The following is a 16,347-nucleotide window of genomic DNA, read 5'->3' as shown; positions in this document are numbered from 1 at the left end:
TGGCGTCTTGCTATCAAATCAACCCTTGCCGTGCGGGTTCGGCGCCTCGAAGGCTGCTGACGCCCCCCGGATAAGTTCATAGCGCATCCGCCATGCACTCCGAGTCGCCCCGTCTCAGTGTTCGTGTTTCGAGAATGGTGTCTTCAGCTGTGTCCCGTTTCCGGAGTTCATGCAAGCGCACATACTCAGCGCCATCAATCACGAACAGCGTGATTCCGAATTCGACCCACGAGGAATTCCCATGGCTACCGCAGCGAACGCTAACTCTTCCGATATTGACTTCTACTATTGGCCCACCCCCAACGGCCAGAAAGTTGCCATCTTCCTTGAGGAAGCACAGGTGAGATATCGGATACATCCCGTCGATATCAGCAAAGGAATGCAGTTCGCTCCCGACTTCGAAAAGATTTCCCCGAACAACCGGATGCCCGCCATCGTAGACCGTCAACTCGACGCATCGGTTTTCGAGTCGGGCGCAATCCTGTTGCATCTGGCAGAAAAGACTGGCCAGTTCATTCCTGCCAATGCGCAAGGTCGCGTTGAGGTCCTGCAATGGTTGTTTTGGCAGATGGGCGGTCTCGGGCCGATTTTGGGTCAAACGGTATTCTTCCGTAACTACGCATCAGAGCAATTACCGTTGGCAATCGACCGGTTCACCAACGAAACGATGCGACTCTACAATGTGCTGAATAAGCGATTGGCGGACCGTGAACACATCGCCGGTGAGTATTCGATTGCTGACATGGCCACTTATCCGTGGGTAGTTCAGTTTGCCAAGCAAGGCATCGCAATCGAAGACTTTCCGCATGTTGCGCGATGGCTCAGGCGTATTGAAAACCGGGCCGCCGTCAAACGCGCGTACACGTTAGCCGAAGCGGTGCGTCCGTCCCAACTAACTGATGAGCAACGCAAACAACTGTTTGCCCAGCAAAAGGAGGTGGCTTGAACAGTAGTTGCAAGTCAATCTCTTGGTCACAGTGGGGTTGAGCGCAGCGATTTCCGTCTAACCATACTGGCGGAATTCGCTGCTTTTGGGCAAAGCCTTGATAGCAATATGTGCGTCTGTAGCTGCGCTACGGCATCGTCCGAAGACAACATCGACGGGGCTGCTTGCAGACGAAGTTGCGTGTGTTCCGAATCTGTCGATGCCGCTTAGCACGTGCATACGAGCCTCGGTATCAGGCCTGTGTCGGTACTCCAACCTCAGCCTTCCCGCTCAATCGGCTTGCAATCATATCTGCTCAATCTGGCAGTATCCGCTCAAGGGGTGCAGTGTCCGCTCAAAGAGATGAGCAGATGCGCTCATGTTCCGAATGGGACCGTTCGCATCGCTTTACTTCGCTTTTTATATGCCAGCACAGCAGCAGGCGAAAACAACGGATGTCCGTCCTGCGTGTGGGTAGCCGGCGTCAGTATCCCTGCAACGACAAGGCTCTCAAAATATAAGCCCGACACGTGCAGTGTGACAGCCGCAGCGTCGCTTGAGATGACGCGCTTGAAGCCAGGATACCGGCCTCGCATACGCTGCATTTTGCGCACCTTCAATTGAGCGCCCACCATACACAGTTGCTCATCTATTTCTCACGTATTGTAAAACGCACTGCTACCAGAACAACCAATTTGCCTACCATTGAGGCAGATATCACAATTGCATTCGGCTCATTTACCCAGTGAGGAAAGCATGCGCCGAAACGTACATCCTAGAGAATTCCGCAATATCGACAATAGGCGAGTACTCGACGACGACGGCCGCCAAGGAATCGACGGGGTGACTGGCCTAGGTTCATCAAGCGAGGTGCTTTGCGGAAAGCTGCTCGAGGAACTCCTCGACAACATGCCCTTCCTCTATCGTGAAAGACTGAACGACTGTCTCGAGGTTCTCTTCCACGTGCGCGACTTGAAGTCCACGAGCGTAACCGACCTTGAGCTTGACAGGTGTACGGTTTTCAGTGGCAGCACGCACGCGCTTTCGTCTTTTGTCGAACACTTCTATCAGGCCGCGCCATGGCTCGCAGTGTTTCAGATTGACGACCTTATCGCATGGTCTTTTCAGCTTCGCGATGGATTCCCGCTTCCAACAACCCGCAGCATCTTTGATGAGCGCCTATAAGGGGATTTCCTAGCGTTTTTTCATGTGCACCCGAAAAGCTGCAACTATCTGATGCACAACTTCGACAATGTTCTCGGCACTGACAACCGGAACGTAGTCGACCTGCTTCTGTAAATCACGCGTGTGGACGCAAACGCGCGCTGCGCCGTCGGCTACTTCTAAGTCCAGTCGCGCGTCTTCGACGTGATTGAAATCTCCAGCTTCGCTGCGTATCACGAGAACTGTTGCCGCATCAGCCCTTGGGTAAGGGCCAGGCGGCTCAATGTAGCCACCGGCTTCCATCGCCTCTAACGCCCGTGTCCAGAGGGCGGTTCTCGGGTCGACGTCAATTGCTGCAACATAAGTTGGCTCGCGTTCTTCAGGTTTGTTGTGTCCCGCCCACACGTTTACCGAAGTTCGTGACCACTCAGCGGCGTATGCTCGAGCCATCATACGCAAATGCCCGTATTTCATGTCGTCGGCAAGTGCCTCAACTGGGGTTATAGCGCCTAAGTTTCCGTGTCGCGAAGACAAATAGTTCAGACGGCACGCCGGCGGCGCGGGTACAAGTATTCGACAGACCGACTGCAAGCGTCTCTGGTCGACAGATGTGTCTGCCAGGATGGCTGGAAAATAGGCGACACCATCAACGTCTATCGCGAATGTGCCTCCGCTTGCGGCCATCCTCCCAAGTCGCCTTTCATCAATCCCCAGACGTTCACAAAATTCGTCTTGCGTAAGGAGTTCCTTGCTCTGCACCATCCCGCGACGCGCTGACAGAGCCTGCTGCTCAATCTTCTCGCGAAAGTTCATTGTCTTCCTCCCGAAGTTGGCGTTGAGGCTCAAATGCCTGCGGGGGCAGCAGCTCATCAAAAAAGAGGTGCCTCGCTAAATCGTTCCGCTAAGCGTGACCGGAGCACTTCAACCACAGCGCGGTCGCCGAGGCCCACGTCTGTCTGACAGTGCACGAGTCGGTCGAAATAATCATGAAAACCATCGCGCCGGTCATCAACGGCAAGCCAATCCGCGATTTTGTGACGCCGCGCAAAGCCGGCAATCTGGAGACCGCGCTGACGGTCCTGCCACGCCGCTACGTCCTCGCATTCTGGCTCATACGTAGCGCCCGTTACCCGCATGCGTAGGCCGTCCAACGGGAGTGCGTCACGCGCCCGCGCGAAGCCAAATTTGAAACACCAGTCGGTCGAAAGAACGAGTTCAATTTTCGGATATGGCGCAAGCATTTCCAGTAACACCGATGCAAACTCGAATAGTTCGATAATGCCAGGGGCACTGCTAACGACGCCGTTTGGCGTGACGTAGGTGTCACCTCGATGCAGCACACCATCGTAGTCCAGAAAAATCACCTGGCGCACGTCATGTCCTCGTTACCCTTCTCTGAGAGGTACACAGCTTTTCAACAATTCAAGAGACGGTCAATGTCAGCAAGGCTCATCATTCGGTTCGCTCCTGTTTTGCACCCACCCTTGCAACTCTCTCTACGACGACAAATCACCATTGGGCCAGCTCTGATGCTTCGACGAATGCTGCGAAGATGGTGCGCAAAGAATCTTTCGTGTTTCGCGCATCCGGCAGTGGAACCGTCAAACTTCGATGGGTAATTTCCTCAATTCGAACGACCGCGTTGCTGCCTTGTACGTCGATAGACAACCTCGCATGCAGTTCAGGTCGAGCGAAATCTCGCGGCTCTTGCCAAACAAAGACGGTCTGCGTGTGGAGGCCGTCACCTCCTACACGCGGATACCTATCGATTGCTGCCGTACATTTCCGCCAGAGGGAAACGCGCGGGTCTCCACCCGTGGTAGCAGTGAATACCGCTGTCTCGTGGTGCGGTTCAAAGCTATGCGTGCCGTTATAAACGCGCACAGATGTTACGTGCCAGGTGTCCGCCCACGCTCTGGCAGCGTCCCGCAAAAGGTCGTATCGCCTTTGGTCACCAAGGCAATCGATGGGGCGATAACCGAACGCGGCGGGAGGAGGTTGGAGTGGCGCGATGGATGGGCGCACGAACCATGACGACTTAATCCACGCCGGTCGCTAACGGAAGGATGTGAACGGAATTGTAAGCCGACGAGTCGCTGCTCGCCGTCGTCGAGTAGAGGGCTGCTCGCCCCTGGTAAGCGGACTTTTGCGAGCTAATTGTGATCGGCCGCTTCTGGCCGTTCTGCGACGCCCTGGCAGCCGCTTTCACCCGGCAGCTTTCACTGCGCCGCACAATGACAAACTAACCGCAGAATACGAATACCCGCTTTGAAACAGGGGTCATTGCACTGGAACGAGTCTACCCATCTTTAGGAGTCGGTTCTCTTCCGCCAATTGCTTGACCTCGGCCCGCAGATCGTAGACTTCGTGCAACAGAGCCACCTCCCTGTCGAGGGACTGGTCCAGTCTTCTCGTCAGATCGTCGATGTCCGTGCGCATACCAGGCACAGGATCCGAGGCAAGCTTAGCCTTTGCCTGCTGCTCGGCGGCCGAATCGATGGCCGCGATCAGTTCGGCGTAGGCAGGCCTAGATTTCTTGATGCTGCCTCGGCCACTGCCGACCTCCAACGCTACAGCATCGTTGCTGATGGGTTCGCCACGTGCCTTCAGACGCTCTAGGGCGGCGAAGTATTTGCCGACTTGGATTTTGGCGCTCATACGGACTCCGCCTCCGTGAGGCGCTTGCGGGCTTTGAGAAGCACCCGCAGATGATCGCCTTCCAAGCGGTGCTCGACGCTTCCCGCTTCGGTGCTGGCCAGTGTGGCGACCACGGTTTCTTGCGTCTTGATCAGCAGACCCAGACGTTTCTCAAACACCACGGCGTTGGTGCAGTCCTTTTCCAGGCAGTCCCACGGGATGGGTTCCAGCGGCGTGTGGTTGCAACCCTCCACGGCAATGCAACCGCCCAGAACGGTCTCGCGGTAGGCCAGCTTGCCGTCACGGAAGAGTTTCAGGGTTTCATCCTTGGAACGGCTGGAGACTGTTTCCTGCATTCGGACCGCGCCCCGTCCACCGATCTCGCCGATAAGGTCTTCATCCGAGAATAGCAAGGCCAGGCTGTAGGCGAGGAAGCTCGATTCTGACTTGGCGGCGTTCCACTCATGGCTGAAATGCTCTTTGTCGAAAACGAGATTGACCGCCCGGCAGAACCCATCGCTGTAATACGCGCGCATCTCGTCTGTGATGTGCTGCAACTGTCCTTTGAGGGCCGGCAGGCTCACCATGCCCGAGCGATGGGCATAAACCGACAGGCTGCGACGGTATTGGTGGAAAGTCAGCGGCCACGGTTTGCCGACCGCGATGCCCTCACGGAGCCAGCTACGCTCCAACTCCATCGCGTTCAGTTCGTCGATGTCGGACTGCGTAATGACGGGGCAGATATCAGGGATCAGGTCGTCGCGCATACGCGTGTACATGTTGCCGACATTCCTCTTCTTGTAAGGGTTCGCCGTCGAACCGAACAACAAGGCGGCATCATTGTTTGTGGGATTGCCGTCTTCCAGTACCTCCAAGATGGCCGACGTAACTTTTTGAGCGAGCAAGATTGCCCGATGGCCATCAGGGGTTGTCACCCAACTGGCGGGCTTCCTTCGGCCACCATTGAGCTTGTGGCTATATCCGTTGACCACATGATGCACCGAGCCACGGTGTTCAACCTCCTCAAGAACCCCTTTGAGCGGCAGGATCAGCACTTCGGCGACACGCATGCCGGTAAGAGCGATCACTAAATTCATCAGCCTGAGTTGAATTCCGAAGATCTCTCCTTCGACGAAACGCTGAAGGGTCCCCTCATTCCATCCCCGCGCCCGCATGGCTTCCCGCACATCTCCGAGTTCTTTCTCGCGCTGTTTATATAACTGATTTTCAGGCAGGCCTTTCGGCGCATTTAGCGTCCAAGAGCGCTCACGGCGGTAGGCATCCAGCAGGGTTTCCAAGTCGCGCTCGATCTCGTCCAGACTGCCCAGCAGGCCAGAAAGGATCGAGCAGTAGATTCGGGATGGGATGATGGGCGTTTGGCTGCACTCTACATCCTCTGGAGCGGATTGCTTGATGACATCAAGCAGCTGCTTCAAACGGACTTCCAGTTCAATCTTGAGGAAAGTACGGTGGCGCCACAGTGTCGTGAGCAAAGCTCGGGCGGTTTTGGCGTATCCGTTGCTCAGTTCCGCCGACTCTTCGCTCAGCGTCTGAGGGTCGCAGAACAATTCGAACAGAGAAATTCCGCGGCGGTGGGCACCTCGGGCAAGTTGGTTCAGCGTTCGACCTGCCTGCCGCGTCGTTTTCTGAGCCCTTTGTCGCCCTGCGTCCATATGCAACCAGAGCAGCGCCTTTTGCTGCTCGCGAATCAAAGCAGCGAGACCAAGTGTGCCGGTTTGGGGTGGGGCCAGCCGAGGCTGCGTTTCGAGGAAGGACAGATAGCTCGCTGTTTGCCCGCCGTCCGTGCTCATCGATCTCAGATCCCACCGCCGGTCTCCGTAACGGCTCAGAGGCTCACCATTCGGGTCCAGACTTACAACGACCTGGGCATCGAAATACGGTTCCAGCTGGAGAGCCTCTAGCGACCCGCCGGAATCTCCGTGAACACCCTCCGACAGCCTAGCGCGCCCCTGATCGGTCGCCCACGCCTGAGAGGAATTAGACGAAGTGGTGGCCAGCGTTGCCGGATTGTTTCTTTGCATTGAAAGTATTCTGTAGCAGATATTGGTGATGCTGAGAGTGAATGTGGCGTCTCGTGATCAGACCACTGCGGAAGACGGGTCCAGCAAACCCAATAAGTGAAGCTGTTGGAGCTTGCTAGCCCAATAACGGCTGAGTCGGCCTTCCTCCAGAACGGCCACCCGAGCCCGCTCATGGGCTTCGAAATTGATTCGCTCGATTTCGTTGAGCAAGGCACCAATGCGTTCAATCACGACGGCATAGACCAGTTCAGCAGCACCTGAGTCACCGAGTCTCGGAGCCAAGCGTGCCAGCACCGATCGGCACGACATTAGCTTGATGCAATCATCTTCGTCGGCGTGGACATGGTACTTATTGCAGAAGAAGCAGCCTTCGGTTTTCTTGCAGTCTGGCTTCACCAGCGGGTTGCCAGACAGAGCTTCGGGATGGCCGTGGTTTTCGCAACCTCCGGCGGGGATGGCGGTGATCGGGATGCCGCGCTTGGACGACTCGGCCCCTGCCTCCGAGCGGGTCAGGATCACCGAGGTCAATGAGGCCAGGAAGGGGGCCATTTCCGATCTCGACTCAGCATCCGTGATCTTGCTGTACTTACGGATGGCCGTGCTGACCGAATGTCCCATCATGTCAGCCGCCACCTTGGGCTTGTGCTCCTTGGCAACTTTGCCGGACTTATAGGCTCGCAACTGTTGCATCGTCACCAGAGGTAGCTTGATGCCGAAGGCCCCGAACCTACCGCGTAATGAAGAGGTGAAAGTGTGCCACAACGGGGTAATTCCCAGAGGCCTCGCGTGAGACGTTCCAGGGTACTTGCATTGAACGAACATCGGTCCGATTTCGGGGGCGTCGAGCCGCTGGCGCAGCGCTTCCCGGAGGCGCATGTAAGCCCGCAGGCGGGTCACAGTGGTGGAAGTGAGGTGAATCGGAACCGCTTTTCCACCGGCCCTGAACTTGATGACTTTGTGGCGCAGGTTGAGCCTTTCCGGCCTTTCCAGTTGAGCATCCATGTCCTCGGGCTCTTCGTACGACTGGATCGGCGCAAGGTTGGCACCCGAGTCGCCGATGCACAACGCGGCATAGGCTATGCACCCGAGTTCGATCACGCGCTCGATGTTGGTGCCGGTTTGGATCGGGACTGAATCTTGTTGAGATCCCGATTGCCAACGCAACTCGCCAATGGGGGCGTAGTCGCTGTTATCCCGTGACTCGTCAAGAACGATCCGGACCACCGAGTCGAACACCCCTTGCGCACATGCCATGAGGGCGGCCACGTCCTCAGTTTTTGGAGTCTTGATACCCTCGCCGTGGATGTACTTGATGGCCTCAATCTCGTTGCCGTATTCTCGGTCGTGAATCACGGACATCATCTTGATGGCATCGACATCCAACATCGACGCCGTAGACACGTCGATTCGCGTTCCTGTATGGTTAGCCTGCATGCGCTGTCGCAGGTAGCTGTGGTGCTTTCGGAGGGCCTCAAGGGCGAGATCCGGGTCGCTCAGGATCGACTCAAAGCGCCCATTATGGAGCGGGGCATCGAGCCAGTTCAAGAACCTAGACAGACCGTTCGCCAACTCGTCACGCACCGTCCTGGGCCTGGCGTTGGCGAAGCGGAAATGCTTGGATAGGCGCTCGATGGCCATAGGCATATCCTTGACCCGCTGCGACGACAGGCTTGATGGGTTGAATCGATATCTTCTACCGTGTACCTTGCGATCGAGGTAGCACCACAGGTAGGCATGGGTCTGGACACCGTCTGCGGTCTGCAAAATCGTACTATGCGGCGCATAGAGATCGGGCATAGCGCCATCTAGTGGGAACGCCAGACGGGGCAGACCTCTAGGATAGTCGCTACCCGTGCTGATCCAGTCAATCTCGTGCATGTTGGGTCCCGTTACTTCTCGTTCTTTTCATTGAAATCGTCACGCTCAGGCTGAGCAGATAAGTTCGATGAGACTCTGGTTCCAGTGAGCTTCCGCCTTTTCGAGGTTTTGAATTTGCTGACGGTACTCGATATACCGATCCGTCGTGGCTGGATTTTTGTGCCACATGAGTCTGCGGAGTTGATCTCTGGCCCAGAGATAGCGTTGGCGCGTGTCTTGGTTTTCCATGATCGCATCGACCCAGTTGAGCCCGAATGTCGCCCGCAGGTCATGGAATTGGTAGTGGAAGTCGGGGATCGTCTTACGGATCTCAGGGATCACGTAGTCGGTGATGAAGGACCGGAGGTTCTGCCCTGTCGAAGATGAGCGTTTCATCGGCTCGGTGGAATTCCGAAGGGCATTGAGATCATCCTTAGACTCGTAGTGAGAACCTCCCCGGCTGGACAAGAACAGATAGTTCATCGGGTCTTGCTTCCGTTTGGACTTCTCACGTCTGGAACTGGCGCGGGCAGAAACCGCGTAGGTATGCAGCCATTCGTAGAGGTTTCTTTGCACTGCGAGGAACACATTCGACACATCGCCTTTGGTGTCGATGCCTGTCCCTGGCCCGCACTGCAACTTGAACGGCCACTGGTTGATTTGGCTCGGCGGCGTAGCGAAATCACCCCAACGAAGTGTCAGGACTGTCTGGATACGAGCACCGGTCAGGAGCGCGACGTAGTGCATTAGCTCGTACTCGCGGTTGCCCAGCAGCTTGAGCGAATTGACCAAGGCTTTCTGCTCATGCCGGGACAGTGGCAGCAGCTTTCCCCCGTCGTCAATTCGGCGATCCCACGCGTAGTCCCGCTTGGGAACACTGATCGACACGTCGGTCGTCGTCACCGCCTTAACTTGCTTGAACCCCTTCCTATCGATGTATTCAAGGCCGACGGTGCGATCAATCCATGGGGAGTTCTGAGGACGGAAGCCCAGTCGACTGCTCTCCATGAGGAAGCGATAGAAGCCCACCACAGAGTGCATGCGGCTGCTGGCTGTGCTGTGCTTGAGGGCGCCGCTGTTAATTAGATCTTGGAGGTGGGTTTTGTAGAGGTAAGTAGGGCGCAGGTACTTGTCGACCGCAGAGAAATCGTCCCACTGGAGCCCGAATTCATCGAGGAACTCCTTGTAGGCCCGCAGCCCTTGCGCAATGGGATTCAGCGACGAAATTTTATGTGGCCTGGCCCGCGCACGATCCAATAACCACATGCAGGCAGGAGGCCACGGTGATCCGTCGGCATTGAGCACTAGTGGAAAGCGCGGGAACGTCTCCCACTTCACTGCCTTGGATGCGCGTAACTCGCGCCAATACTTGACCCGCTCCCCCTTGACCCGATGGTCTACCGGAATACGTCCAGGTGCCGGTTCGTCAGCAACCCGGGTATTGCGAAATATCGGAAGCGTGTAGACAGATGGCGTATGAGGCATGTGGGGCGCAGTATTGGAAGGCACGCATTGTGTCCATATCGACGCTACATGTCAAACGTACATAAAAGACAGAAACCTGCTAATGGAACAGGTGAAGCCGCGAACCAGCAGGAAGATGCCCTTCGAGACCCGCGAGAATAGCGTACAGGCCGTGCTCCGGATCTGTGAGATTCCTTCGGCATACCGACCCGAGGCCAATAAGCGCCGGTGGCGCCACCCACGGTTGCCATCGCTCCCACACTTGCATCATGAGATCGAGGCTTCGTCTGTAATCGGACACCCGCCAGCCCTGCAAAACAGGTACGGGAATCCGCACCATATTTCGGGCGACATCGGCGCTGCAGTCCTTTGCTAGTTCGTTTTGCCAGGCGTAGACCACGCGCAGCATCCCCTCCAGCAGCGTCGCAGTGGCATCGACCCGAAAGTCAATGGTCGCCTGATCCATCGCTATATCCGGCTCACAACAAAGATCAGCTTGTGCGAACCATGAAGCCCCGGACAACGAGGCCAATTCAAGATATTGCTCATAACTCCACGGGTAAATATTGGCCATTCCTGGTTGCCGTCCACGCGATTGAAACAGCTTGGTGGCGACATACCCGGCGCTGTCGAGTGCGAAGTCGAGCTCAGTCAGATTCGTCGCCTCGGGGATCCGAAAGCGCCCACGAGATGCGTCCCAGAATGCGTTGGCCGACACCATCGCTGCGTACCCTTCGTTGAAGGCGTGAAACGCGAGCTTTCCTCCGGTGTGGGGAATGCCAACCCGCATCAGCAGACCGCTATCCAGTTCCGCGTTGCGTTGGTGAATCGGCATACCTGCGCCGTGCAGCAAGGATTCGGTGAGGATCATTGATTGCTCCGTATTCAGCGGAGCAGCCCCCTTGCGGGGGTTGCCCGCAAGGGTTGAAGGTGCGCTTCTATCGCCCGAGTTCAGATTCGAGATCGGCCACGTCGATGGAAACGACGGTGCCGCGACGCGTGCAAGCGCGAACGAGTCCGCGGCGAGCCGCTTCCCTGAAGGCGCGATTGATCGTGTTCACGTGAAAGCCAAGGTCATCGGCAATCACACGCTGGGAAGGCAGTTTGTCGCCGAGCTGGAAGACGCCGGAGCGAATCGCGTACTCGATCTGTGAAGCGATGGCCAGATAGACGCGGCCGCGAATGCTGGCAAAATCCGGACGCCATTCGGTGCCCGATGCGAGCGAACGTGCAGACTGACACGTCGCCGCGATTCGAGAAGTGTTCATCGATACCTCAAATAAAAACGCGCCGTCGAGACGGCTGAATAGTTTGACCAGAGCGACGGGCGGTTCGCCGGGTGTGGTGCGCGATGGGAGACGTTATTCACTCGCCCGCAGAAGGAAGATGATTCACGATTTCGATGGAGCCGTTTTGGGCCCATCTCGAATTTCACGGCGCGGGGTACGACTGCCCTTGTGCCGTTACCGTGTTCCAGTTTGAAAGATAGGCGGCAGCGATTGCCGCGTTACCACTCATCACCAAAGCGTTCTCCGAATTGTAGCGAGCCGCCTGCTGGGTATAGTTGTAGCTCCCGGTCTCCACGATGTTCTGATCAGCCACCAGGAATTTTGAGTGCTGCAAGGCGTAGACCCTTACGGTCCGAACCGGTATGCCGGCATAGACCAGCGACGCTAGAGCAGCGCGCGCACGACCAGAACGGTCGTCTTCAATGTTGCTGCGATAGTCGACCGTTACCGCAACATCAACACCACGCCGCTTCGCGAGAATCAGCGCACGCACCACCGCCGGAGCGGTGAACGCGTACGCCATGACACGGATCGAGTGCTGCGCGCCCTCAACCGTATGCAGCACCAGCCGTTCAGCGCCACCATCAGGTGAGAACGCCACTTCGACGTTCGCCGATTGGGCGGCCGCTGCCGGCTGCGTCAACAGCAGGCAACCCGCTGCGACGAGACAGGCGGCGACTGTCGCCGCGATGATCTGTTTATTCATAAAAAAGCCTCCACGAATGTTTACCGCCAAAGCCCCGCTTCTTTCGACGTCGGGGCCACTGCGAGTGAGCAAGAAATTCAGGTACAGGTTTTCGGATGCGACGCCGGAAACACGATGACGCGACCGTCGTCGCAGAGAACGAAGTCGCCCTCTTCCCGTTTGGGCTCGTGGACAACAATCGTCGCTCTGTGCGGCGGCTCAGCCACCTGGGTCTGGGTCGAGCAAGCGCAAAGCGAAGAAGTACCGGCCGCAGCAATCAGCAGCATGAGAAAGTTGGACATGGTTTTGAATTGGAAAAAGGTTGAGCGCCCCGAAAGGCGCAACGATGAGGAGAAACTGATTCAGGCGAGGACCGCCCCCGTAGGGGCGGTTCACACGCGATAGCCAAGGACGCCTGACGCTCAGGCTGCGAGCGCTTCGACGTCGATCACTGCATCGGCTTCCGAAATCAGGTCAGGTGTCTGCGAGATGAAGAACTCCCGCTCGTACCCACCCTGGCGCAATACCTCACGCTTCATCCGCATGAACTGAAGCTTTCGCTTCGGATCGAGCGGACCATCGGACTCGTCACTGAACAGCGTCTGATACGGCTGGCCAGCATTGCGCGCGAGGTACAACGCGATGCCTCGCGTCAGACACTCGTTGATCCAGACCTTCTGGCCACCCGACATCACCGTGACTGACTTGGTGCTGTCGTGTTCAGCGTCGTGAACGAGGATTTCGAAACCCTCGCGCAGATCGCCGTTAGCCAGTTCACGTTGCGTCTGAATCTCGACCGTGAAGCGCATCCCGTAGCATGCAAGCAACAGGTCGTTGACCGTCTGCGTCAGTGCCGGGCCGGCATCGTCGATGGTCAGGGCAATCACTCCTTCATTGCCCAGCCCTTTTGCCAGCAGTTTCCAGCGAGCGATCTCGTCAGAGATACGGTCGGCGCGAGACTGCGTTGCGTCGAAGCCGGTCAACTCTTTCGTGATCGCGTCACGTTCGGCTTCACGCGTGGCCTGAGAACGGATCAGTGATTCGATCTGTGCTTCAAGTCGTACGATTGCCTCTCGGTTCGCCGTCAATTGCCGGTCGATGTCCCCTATTGCTGCGGTGACATCGACTGCGGCCAGCCTCGATGCTTCGGCCTCGACTTCACGCAACAGACCCGTGAGTCGGGCTGTCTCGGCTTCACGACGGGTTCGACCTTCAGTCTCCTCTACTTCGAGGGTTCCGAGATCTGCCCGCGCCGTGGCGACACCTTCCGTCGCTGCATCGAGCAGTGGTTTCCGGGCCGCGAGGTTCGTTGCCTTGTCGAGATCCTTTCGCGCGGCCGCCAACGCGTCGTTGATGGCTTGCATTTCGGTTCGCCGTGCCGCAAGTTGCTGAACCTGCGGCGTCAACTGATCGGCCTGCTCGCGAAACTTGCGGAAGTTCGCACGAAGCGTCTCGATCGAAACACGCTGTTCAGCCGCCTTCGCCGATGCCTCACGTGCCTGAGCGAGAAGCGGACAACGAGCATGCATTTCATCGCCGGCGCAAGGAACTGCGTCGACCACTGATGCCTGCTGTTGCAGGGTCTTGAGCAATGCCGATTTCGACACACCCTCCGACTCCAGACCTTTCAGGCTCGAAGTCGCAGAAGTGAGCGAAAGCTGCTTCGCTTCGAGCTCAGCGATGACAGCCTGCAACGGTGCGATCCGCGATTCCTCGCGACCGATCCGTAGCTGCGCGTCATCACGCAACGTCGCGGCGCCAAGAATTGCGTCGCGCTGGCCGAGTGTCGCTTCGTGACCTGCGATCACCTGCAGAAGCCCCTTGCGACGTTGGTCGACGCGTTGAGCGGCAGCCGTCCCTTCGTTGACCGCTGCGATGCTGATAGTCATGGATCACCTCAGAGAAGAAGCTGGATAAGGTCAGTGCCCGACTGCGCCGGAGCAGCTGCAGGTGCAGCGGCCTCTGGTGACTGTGATGTCACACCGTCGGCGCTTTCGTCTTCGTCCTGGTCCTCATCCGAAGACTCCGGTGATGCCGATGGCGCCGGAGCCGACTTCGAACCTTTGGCCAGCGCCTTCTGTGCCTTTCCAGCCTGCGACTTTTCCGCCGACTGCAGGATCGCCGTTGTAGCGGCAACCTGTTCGTCGAGCGACTTGTGCGCAGTGGAATAGGACTGAACGGCGGCTGCAAAGCCTTCGTCCAGTTCGGCGGGCGTGGCGCTCAGGATCAGCGGCTGACGCAGGACGGCGTCTTTCGTGTCGCCTTGCGGCGTCAGGAAGACCATCATCTTGTCGCCGTCCATCGCGAGTGACAGGACGATCTTGCCGGTTGAGCGGACAAGCGCCTCAATAGCCTGGAACATGGAAACTCCTCGAAAAAATGAAAAGCGCCGCACGGTGGCGGCGCAAAAATGGAAAGCGACAGGGTCGAAGCCTCGCCGTACATCAGAATTTGAGAACCTTCGGAACCTTGCCCTCGTAGTCGAATCCGTCGACCTTGAGAAGCGCTTCGATCACTTCCGGCTTCGATTTACTGAACACCTTCTTAAAGTTATCGCCAAGCGCGGCCCGCAGGCCCAGCTCGTCGGCGATCACCATCATTTCCGACTTCGTGATCAGTTCGAGAAAATCCACACTGAGCTTCCAGTGCTTCGTCAGCTCGAGCTTGTGGAACTTGCAGAGTTGCGTCAGGTACGACACGTCGATCCCTTCGATCGCGGAGAACAGCATCGCGAGCATCAAGTTCGACTGCACCTCGCCGCTCGTCAGAGACACGGCAGCCGCGGCTTTCGCTACATCGGTCACAGGCGGCTTTTCATCGGTCAGGCGTTCCCACATCGTGCGGAACGTCGACTCGTTGATCTGCCGCGCATGCCCTGCCAGCACGATCGCGATCAGGTACTGACGCGCGAGATCGTGATTGCCGCCGATGTCCTTGCGAAGGGCCTTGCGCCACAAAGCGACGCGAAACGCCTTCACCCGGTCTGATTCTGCGACGACGGTAGCTACCGTCTCCGCAGGCTTGCCTGCTGCTTTCGAGGATGGCTTGTCGCCAGTCTTCGAAGCGGGCTGGCCAGCATCGGCGGCTTTCGCCGGGGCGTTCGCCGCCTTTTCGAGAGCGATGCGGGCGGCAACCTTTTTCATGTTGCACACGGTGTCGAAACACTGGCCGCGATAGACCTTTCCCAACGAATCGGGAAGGCCGCTTACCGCCGCGCCATAGTTCTGGCAGCCGTGGCACGCCTTGGCCTGTTCGAGACCGACGCCTGACGGGCCGTCGATTGCAAGCTGGATACGCGTGTGGTTGTCACCCGCGCGCACGATGCGAACGACCGGCACGTCCTCACGGAGCGCGGTAGCCGTTGCTTCCAGAGCGATCTCAGTTTTCTCGTTGAAACAGGTCCGATTGGTGCAGTTACCTGTTGCAATCGACTCGCCGAACATCTCCGACTGGGTCGACGAATTGTGCGGACACGCCGCGCAATCAGTCTTGTCGAAGATGGCTGTCGCGAGCGAGCATGCTGCGCTCTCGATCAGTTTCTTCACGTCCGGGACCGAACGCTTTTCAGCGACGATCACCGGCAGCACGCGGTCCTGATTCTCTTTCGAGAGGGCCGCGAGCAGCTCCGCATGACCCAGCTGGATCTGGCGGGTGTTGAGGGCTTCGAGGACCGAAGTGCTGCAGTTCATGAGCGCCAGGCGCTTGTCGAGCGTCTGTCGAGACCAGCCCAGGAGCCGGGCAGCCTCATCCCGATCGCCCTTGTTCAGGCCGACATACTCAGCAGCAGCGATGGCTTCTTCAGACGGCGCCATGTCGGCACGCTGGATGTTTTCGACGAGCGCAGTGGATCGCGCCTCGATCTCATCCAGTTCCTTCACGACGACCGGCATCGCGTATTCCTCGCCGTACGCCTCCATCGCGGCGCGATAGCGGCGGCCGCCGGCGACGACTTCATATTCATCGCCTTCGAGAGGCCGGACGATGATCGGCTGCAGCACGCCCTGAACACGCACGGACTCGATCATTTCCGCCATTTTGGCGGGATCGAAATAGGTGCGCGGGTTGCGGCCGAGCTTGATGTGCTTCAGGGGAATCGTAGGCTGTTGCATGCAGGTTCTCCGGAGAGGGAACCTGCTCCCGATCGGGAGCGGTTCCCGATGGGGTTTAACAGCTGGTTGCCGGGCAGGCCGGCGGATCGATGCGTCAGGGACGCGGTAGGTGAAGCAACGATACCGCCGTCCGATCAACAGCGATACTGGGAAAGATGGAAAAAACCGCACCGCT

15 protein-coding genes are annotated in these 16,347 nt (G+C 57.7%); 2 read left to right on the top strand and 13 right to left on the bottom strand.

All coding sequences use genetic code 11. The features are described 5' to 3' along the window. Positions 1-241: 241 nt before the first annotated feature. Both P3T21_RS31610 and P3T21_RS31605 read left to right on the top strand, forming a co-directional pair. Entirely contained in the window at positions 242-946 is a 705-nt protein-coding gene (locus P3T21_RS31610) for a glutathione S-transferase N-terminal domain-containing protein (protein WP_429259880.1), read from the top strand. A gap of 735 nt (positions 947-1,681) precedes the next feature. Beyond that, positions 1,682-2,110 (top strand): hypothetical protein, encoded by a 429-nt coding sequence (locus P3T21_RS31605; RefSeq protein WP_429259879.1) that lies wholly within the window; start codon positions 1,682-1,684, stop codon positions 2,108-2,110. Positions 2,111-2,119: 9 nt separating this feature from the next. On the opposite strand, the gene P3T21_RS31600 is transcribed toward P3T21_RS31605, so the two are convergent. The 13 genes from P3T21_RS31600 to P3T21_RS31540 form a co-directional block, all read right to left on the bottom strand. After that, positions 2,120-2,902 (bottom strand): hypothetical protein, encoded by a 783-nt coding sequence (locus P3T21_RS31600; RefSeq protein WP_429259878.1) that lies wholly within the window; start codon positions 2,900-2,902, stop codon positions 2,120-2,122. Between the two features lie 56 nt (positions 2,903-2,958). Further along, the gene (locus tag P3T21_RS31595) at positions 2,959-3,462 is read right to left on the bottom strand and encodes an HAD domain-containing protein (RefSeq protein WP_429259877.1); all 504 of its coding nucleotides are present in this window, start codon (positions 3,460-3,462) and stop codon (positions 2,959-2,961) included. Positions 3,463-4,369: 907 nt separating this feature from the next. Next, positions 4,370-4,747: a hypothetical protein gene (locus tag P3T21_RS31590; RefSeq protein WP_429259876.1), complete on the bottom strand. Its 378-nt coding sequence runs from the start codon at positions 4,745-4,747 to the stop codon at positions 4,370-4,372. Further along, the gene (locus P3T21_RS31585) at positions 4,744-6,537 is read right to left on the bottom strand and encodes a hypothetical protein (protein WP_429259875.1); all 1,794 of its coding nucleotides are present in this window, start codon (positions 6,535-6,537) and stop codon (positions 4,744-4,746) included. The genes P3T21_RS31590 and P3T21_RS31585 overlap by 4 nt, the downstream gene beginning before the upstream one ends. 288 nt (positions 6,538-6,825) lie before the next feature. Further along, on the bottom strand, positions 6,826-8,565 hold the full coding sequence (locus P3T21_RS31580) for a hypothetical protein (RefSeq protein ID WP_429259874.1): 1,740 nt from the start codon (positions 8,563-8,565) through the stop codon (positions 6,826-6,828). Positions 8,566-8,691: 126 nt separating this feature from the next. Beyond that, a complete protein-coding gene (locus tag P3T21_RS31575) occupies positions 8,692-10,134 on the bottom strand; it encodes an integrase (RefSeq protein ID WP_429259873.1) in 1,443 nt (480 codons plus the stop codon). 55 nt (positions 10,135-10,189) lie between these two features. Then, positions 10,190-10,960 carry a DUF7221 family queuine tRNA-ribosyltransferase-like protein gene (locus P3T21_RS31570; RefSeq protein WP_429259872.1) on the bottom strand — a complete coding sequence of 257 codons (771 nt, stop codon included), beginning with the start codon at positions 10,958-10,960 and terminating at the stop codon, positions 10,190-10,192. 67 nt (positions 10,961-11,027) lie between these two features. Further along, the gene (locus P3T21_RS31565; RefSeq protein WP_429259871.1) at positions 11,028-11,357 is read right to left on the bottom strand and encodes a GntR family transcriptional regulator; all 330 of its coding nucleotides are present in this window, start codon (positions 11,355-11,357) and stop codon (positions 11,028-11,030) included. 163 nt (positions 11,358-11,520) lie between these two features. Next, the gene (locus P3T21_RS31560; RefSeq protein ID WP_429259870.1) at positions 11,521-12,084 is read right to left on the bottom strand and encodes a phospholipase D family protein; all 564 of its coding nucleotides are present in this window, start codon (positions 12,082-12,084) and stop codon (positions 11,521-11,523) included. A 77-nt stretch (positions 12,085-12,161) separates the two neighbouring features. Continuing rightward, positions 12,162-12,365, bottom strand: coding sequence for a hypothetical protein (locus tag P3T21_RS31555; protein WP_429259869.1), 204 nt, complete (start codon positions 12,363-12,365; stop codon positions 12,162-12,164). Between the two features lie 120 nt (positions 12,366-12,485). After that, entirely contained in the window at positions 12,486-13,952 is a 1,467-nt protein-coding gene (locus P3T21_RS31550) for a hypothetical protein (protein WP_429259868.1), read from the bottom strand. Positions 13,953-13,960: 8 nt separating this feature from the next. Then, positions 13,961-14,425: a PRTRC system protein E gene (locus P3T21_RS31545; protein ID WP_429259867.1), complete on the bottom strand. Its 465-nt coding sequence runs from the start codon at positions 14,423-14,425 to the stop codon at positions 13,961-13,963. Between the two features lie 82 nt (positions 14,426-14,507). Continuing rightward, positions 14,508-16,172 (bottom strand): PRTRC system ParB family protein, encoded by a 1,665-nt coding sequence (locus P3T21_RS31540; protein WP_429259866.1) that lies wholly within the window; start codon positions 16,170-16,172, stop codon positions 14,508-14,510. Between the last annotated feature and the right edge of the window lie 175 nt (positions 16,173-16,347).

The organism is Paraburkholderia sp. GAS334, from assembly GCF_050436625.1.
GTDB lineage: Bacteria > Pseudomonadota > Gammaproteobacteria > Burkholderiales > Burkholderiaceae > Paraburkholderia.
Note: the sequence above shows the minus strand (reverse complement) of the source record. Positions and strands in the feature narration are given on the sequence as shown.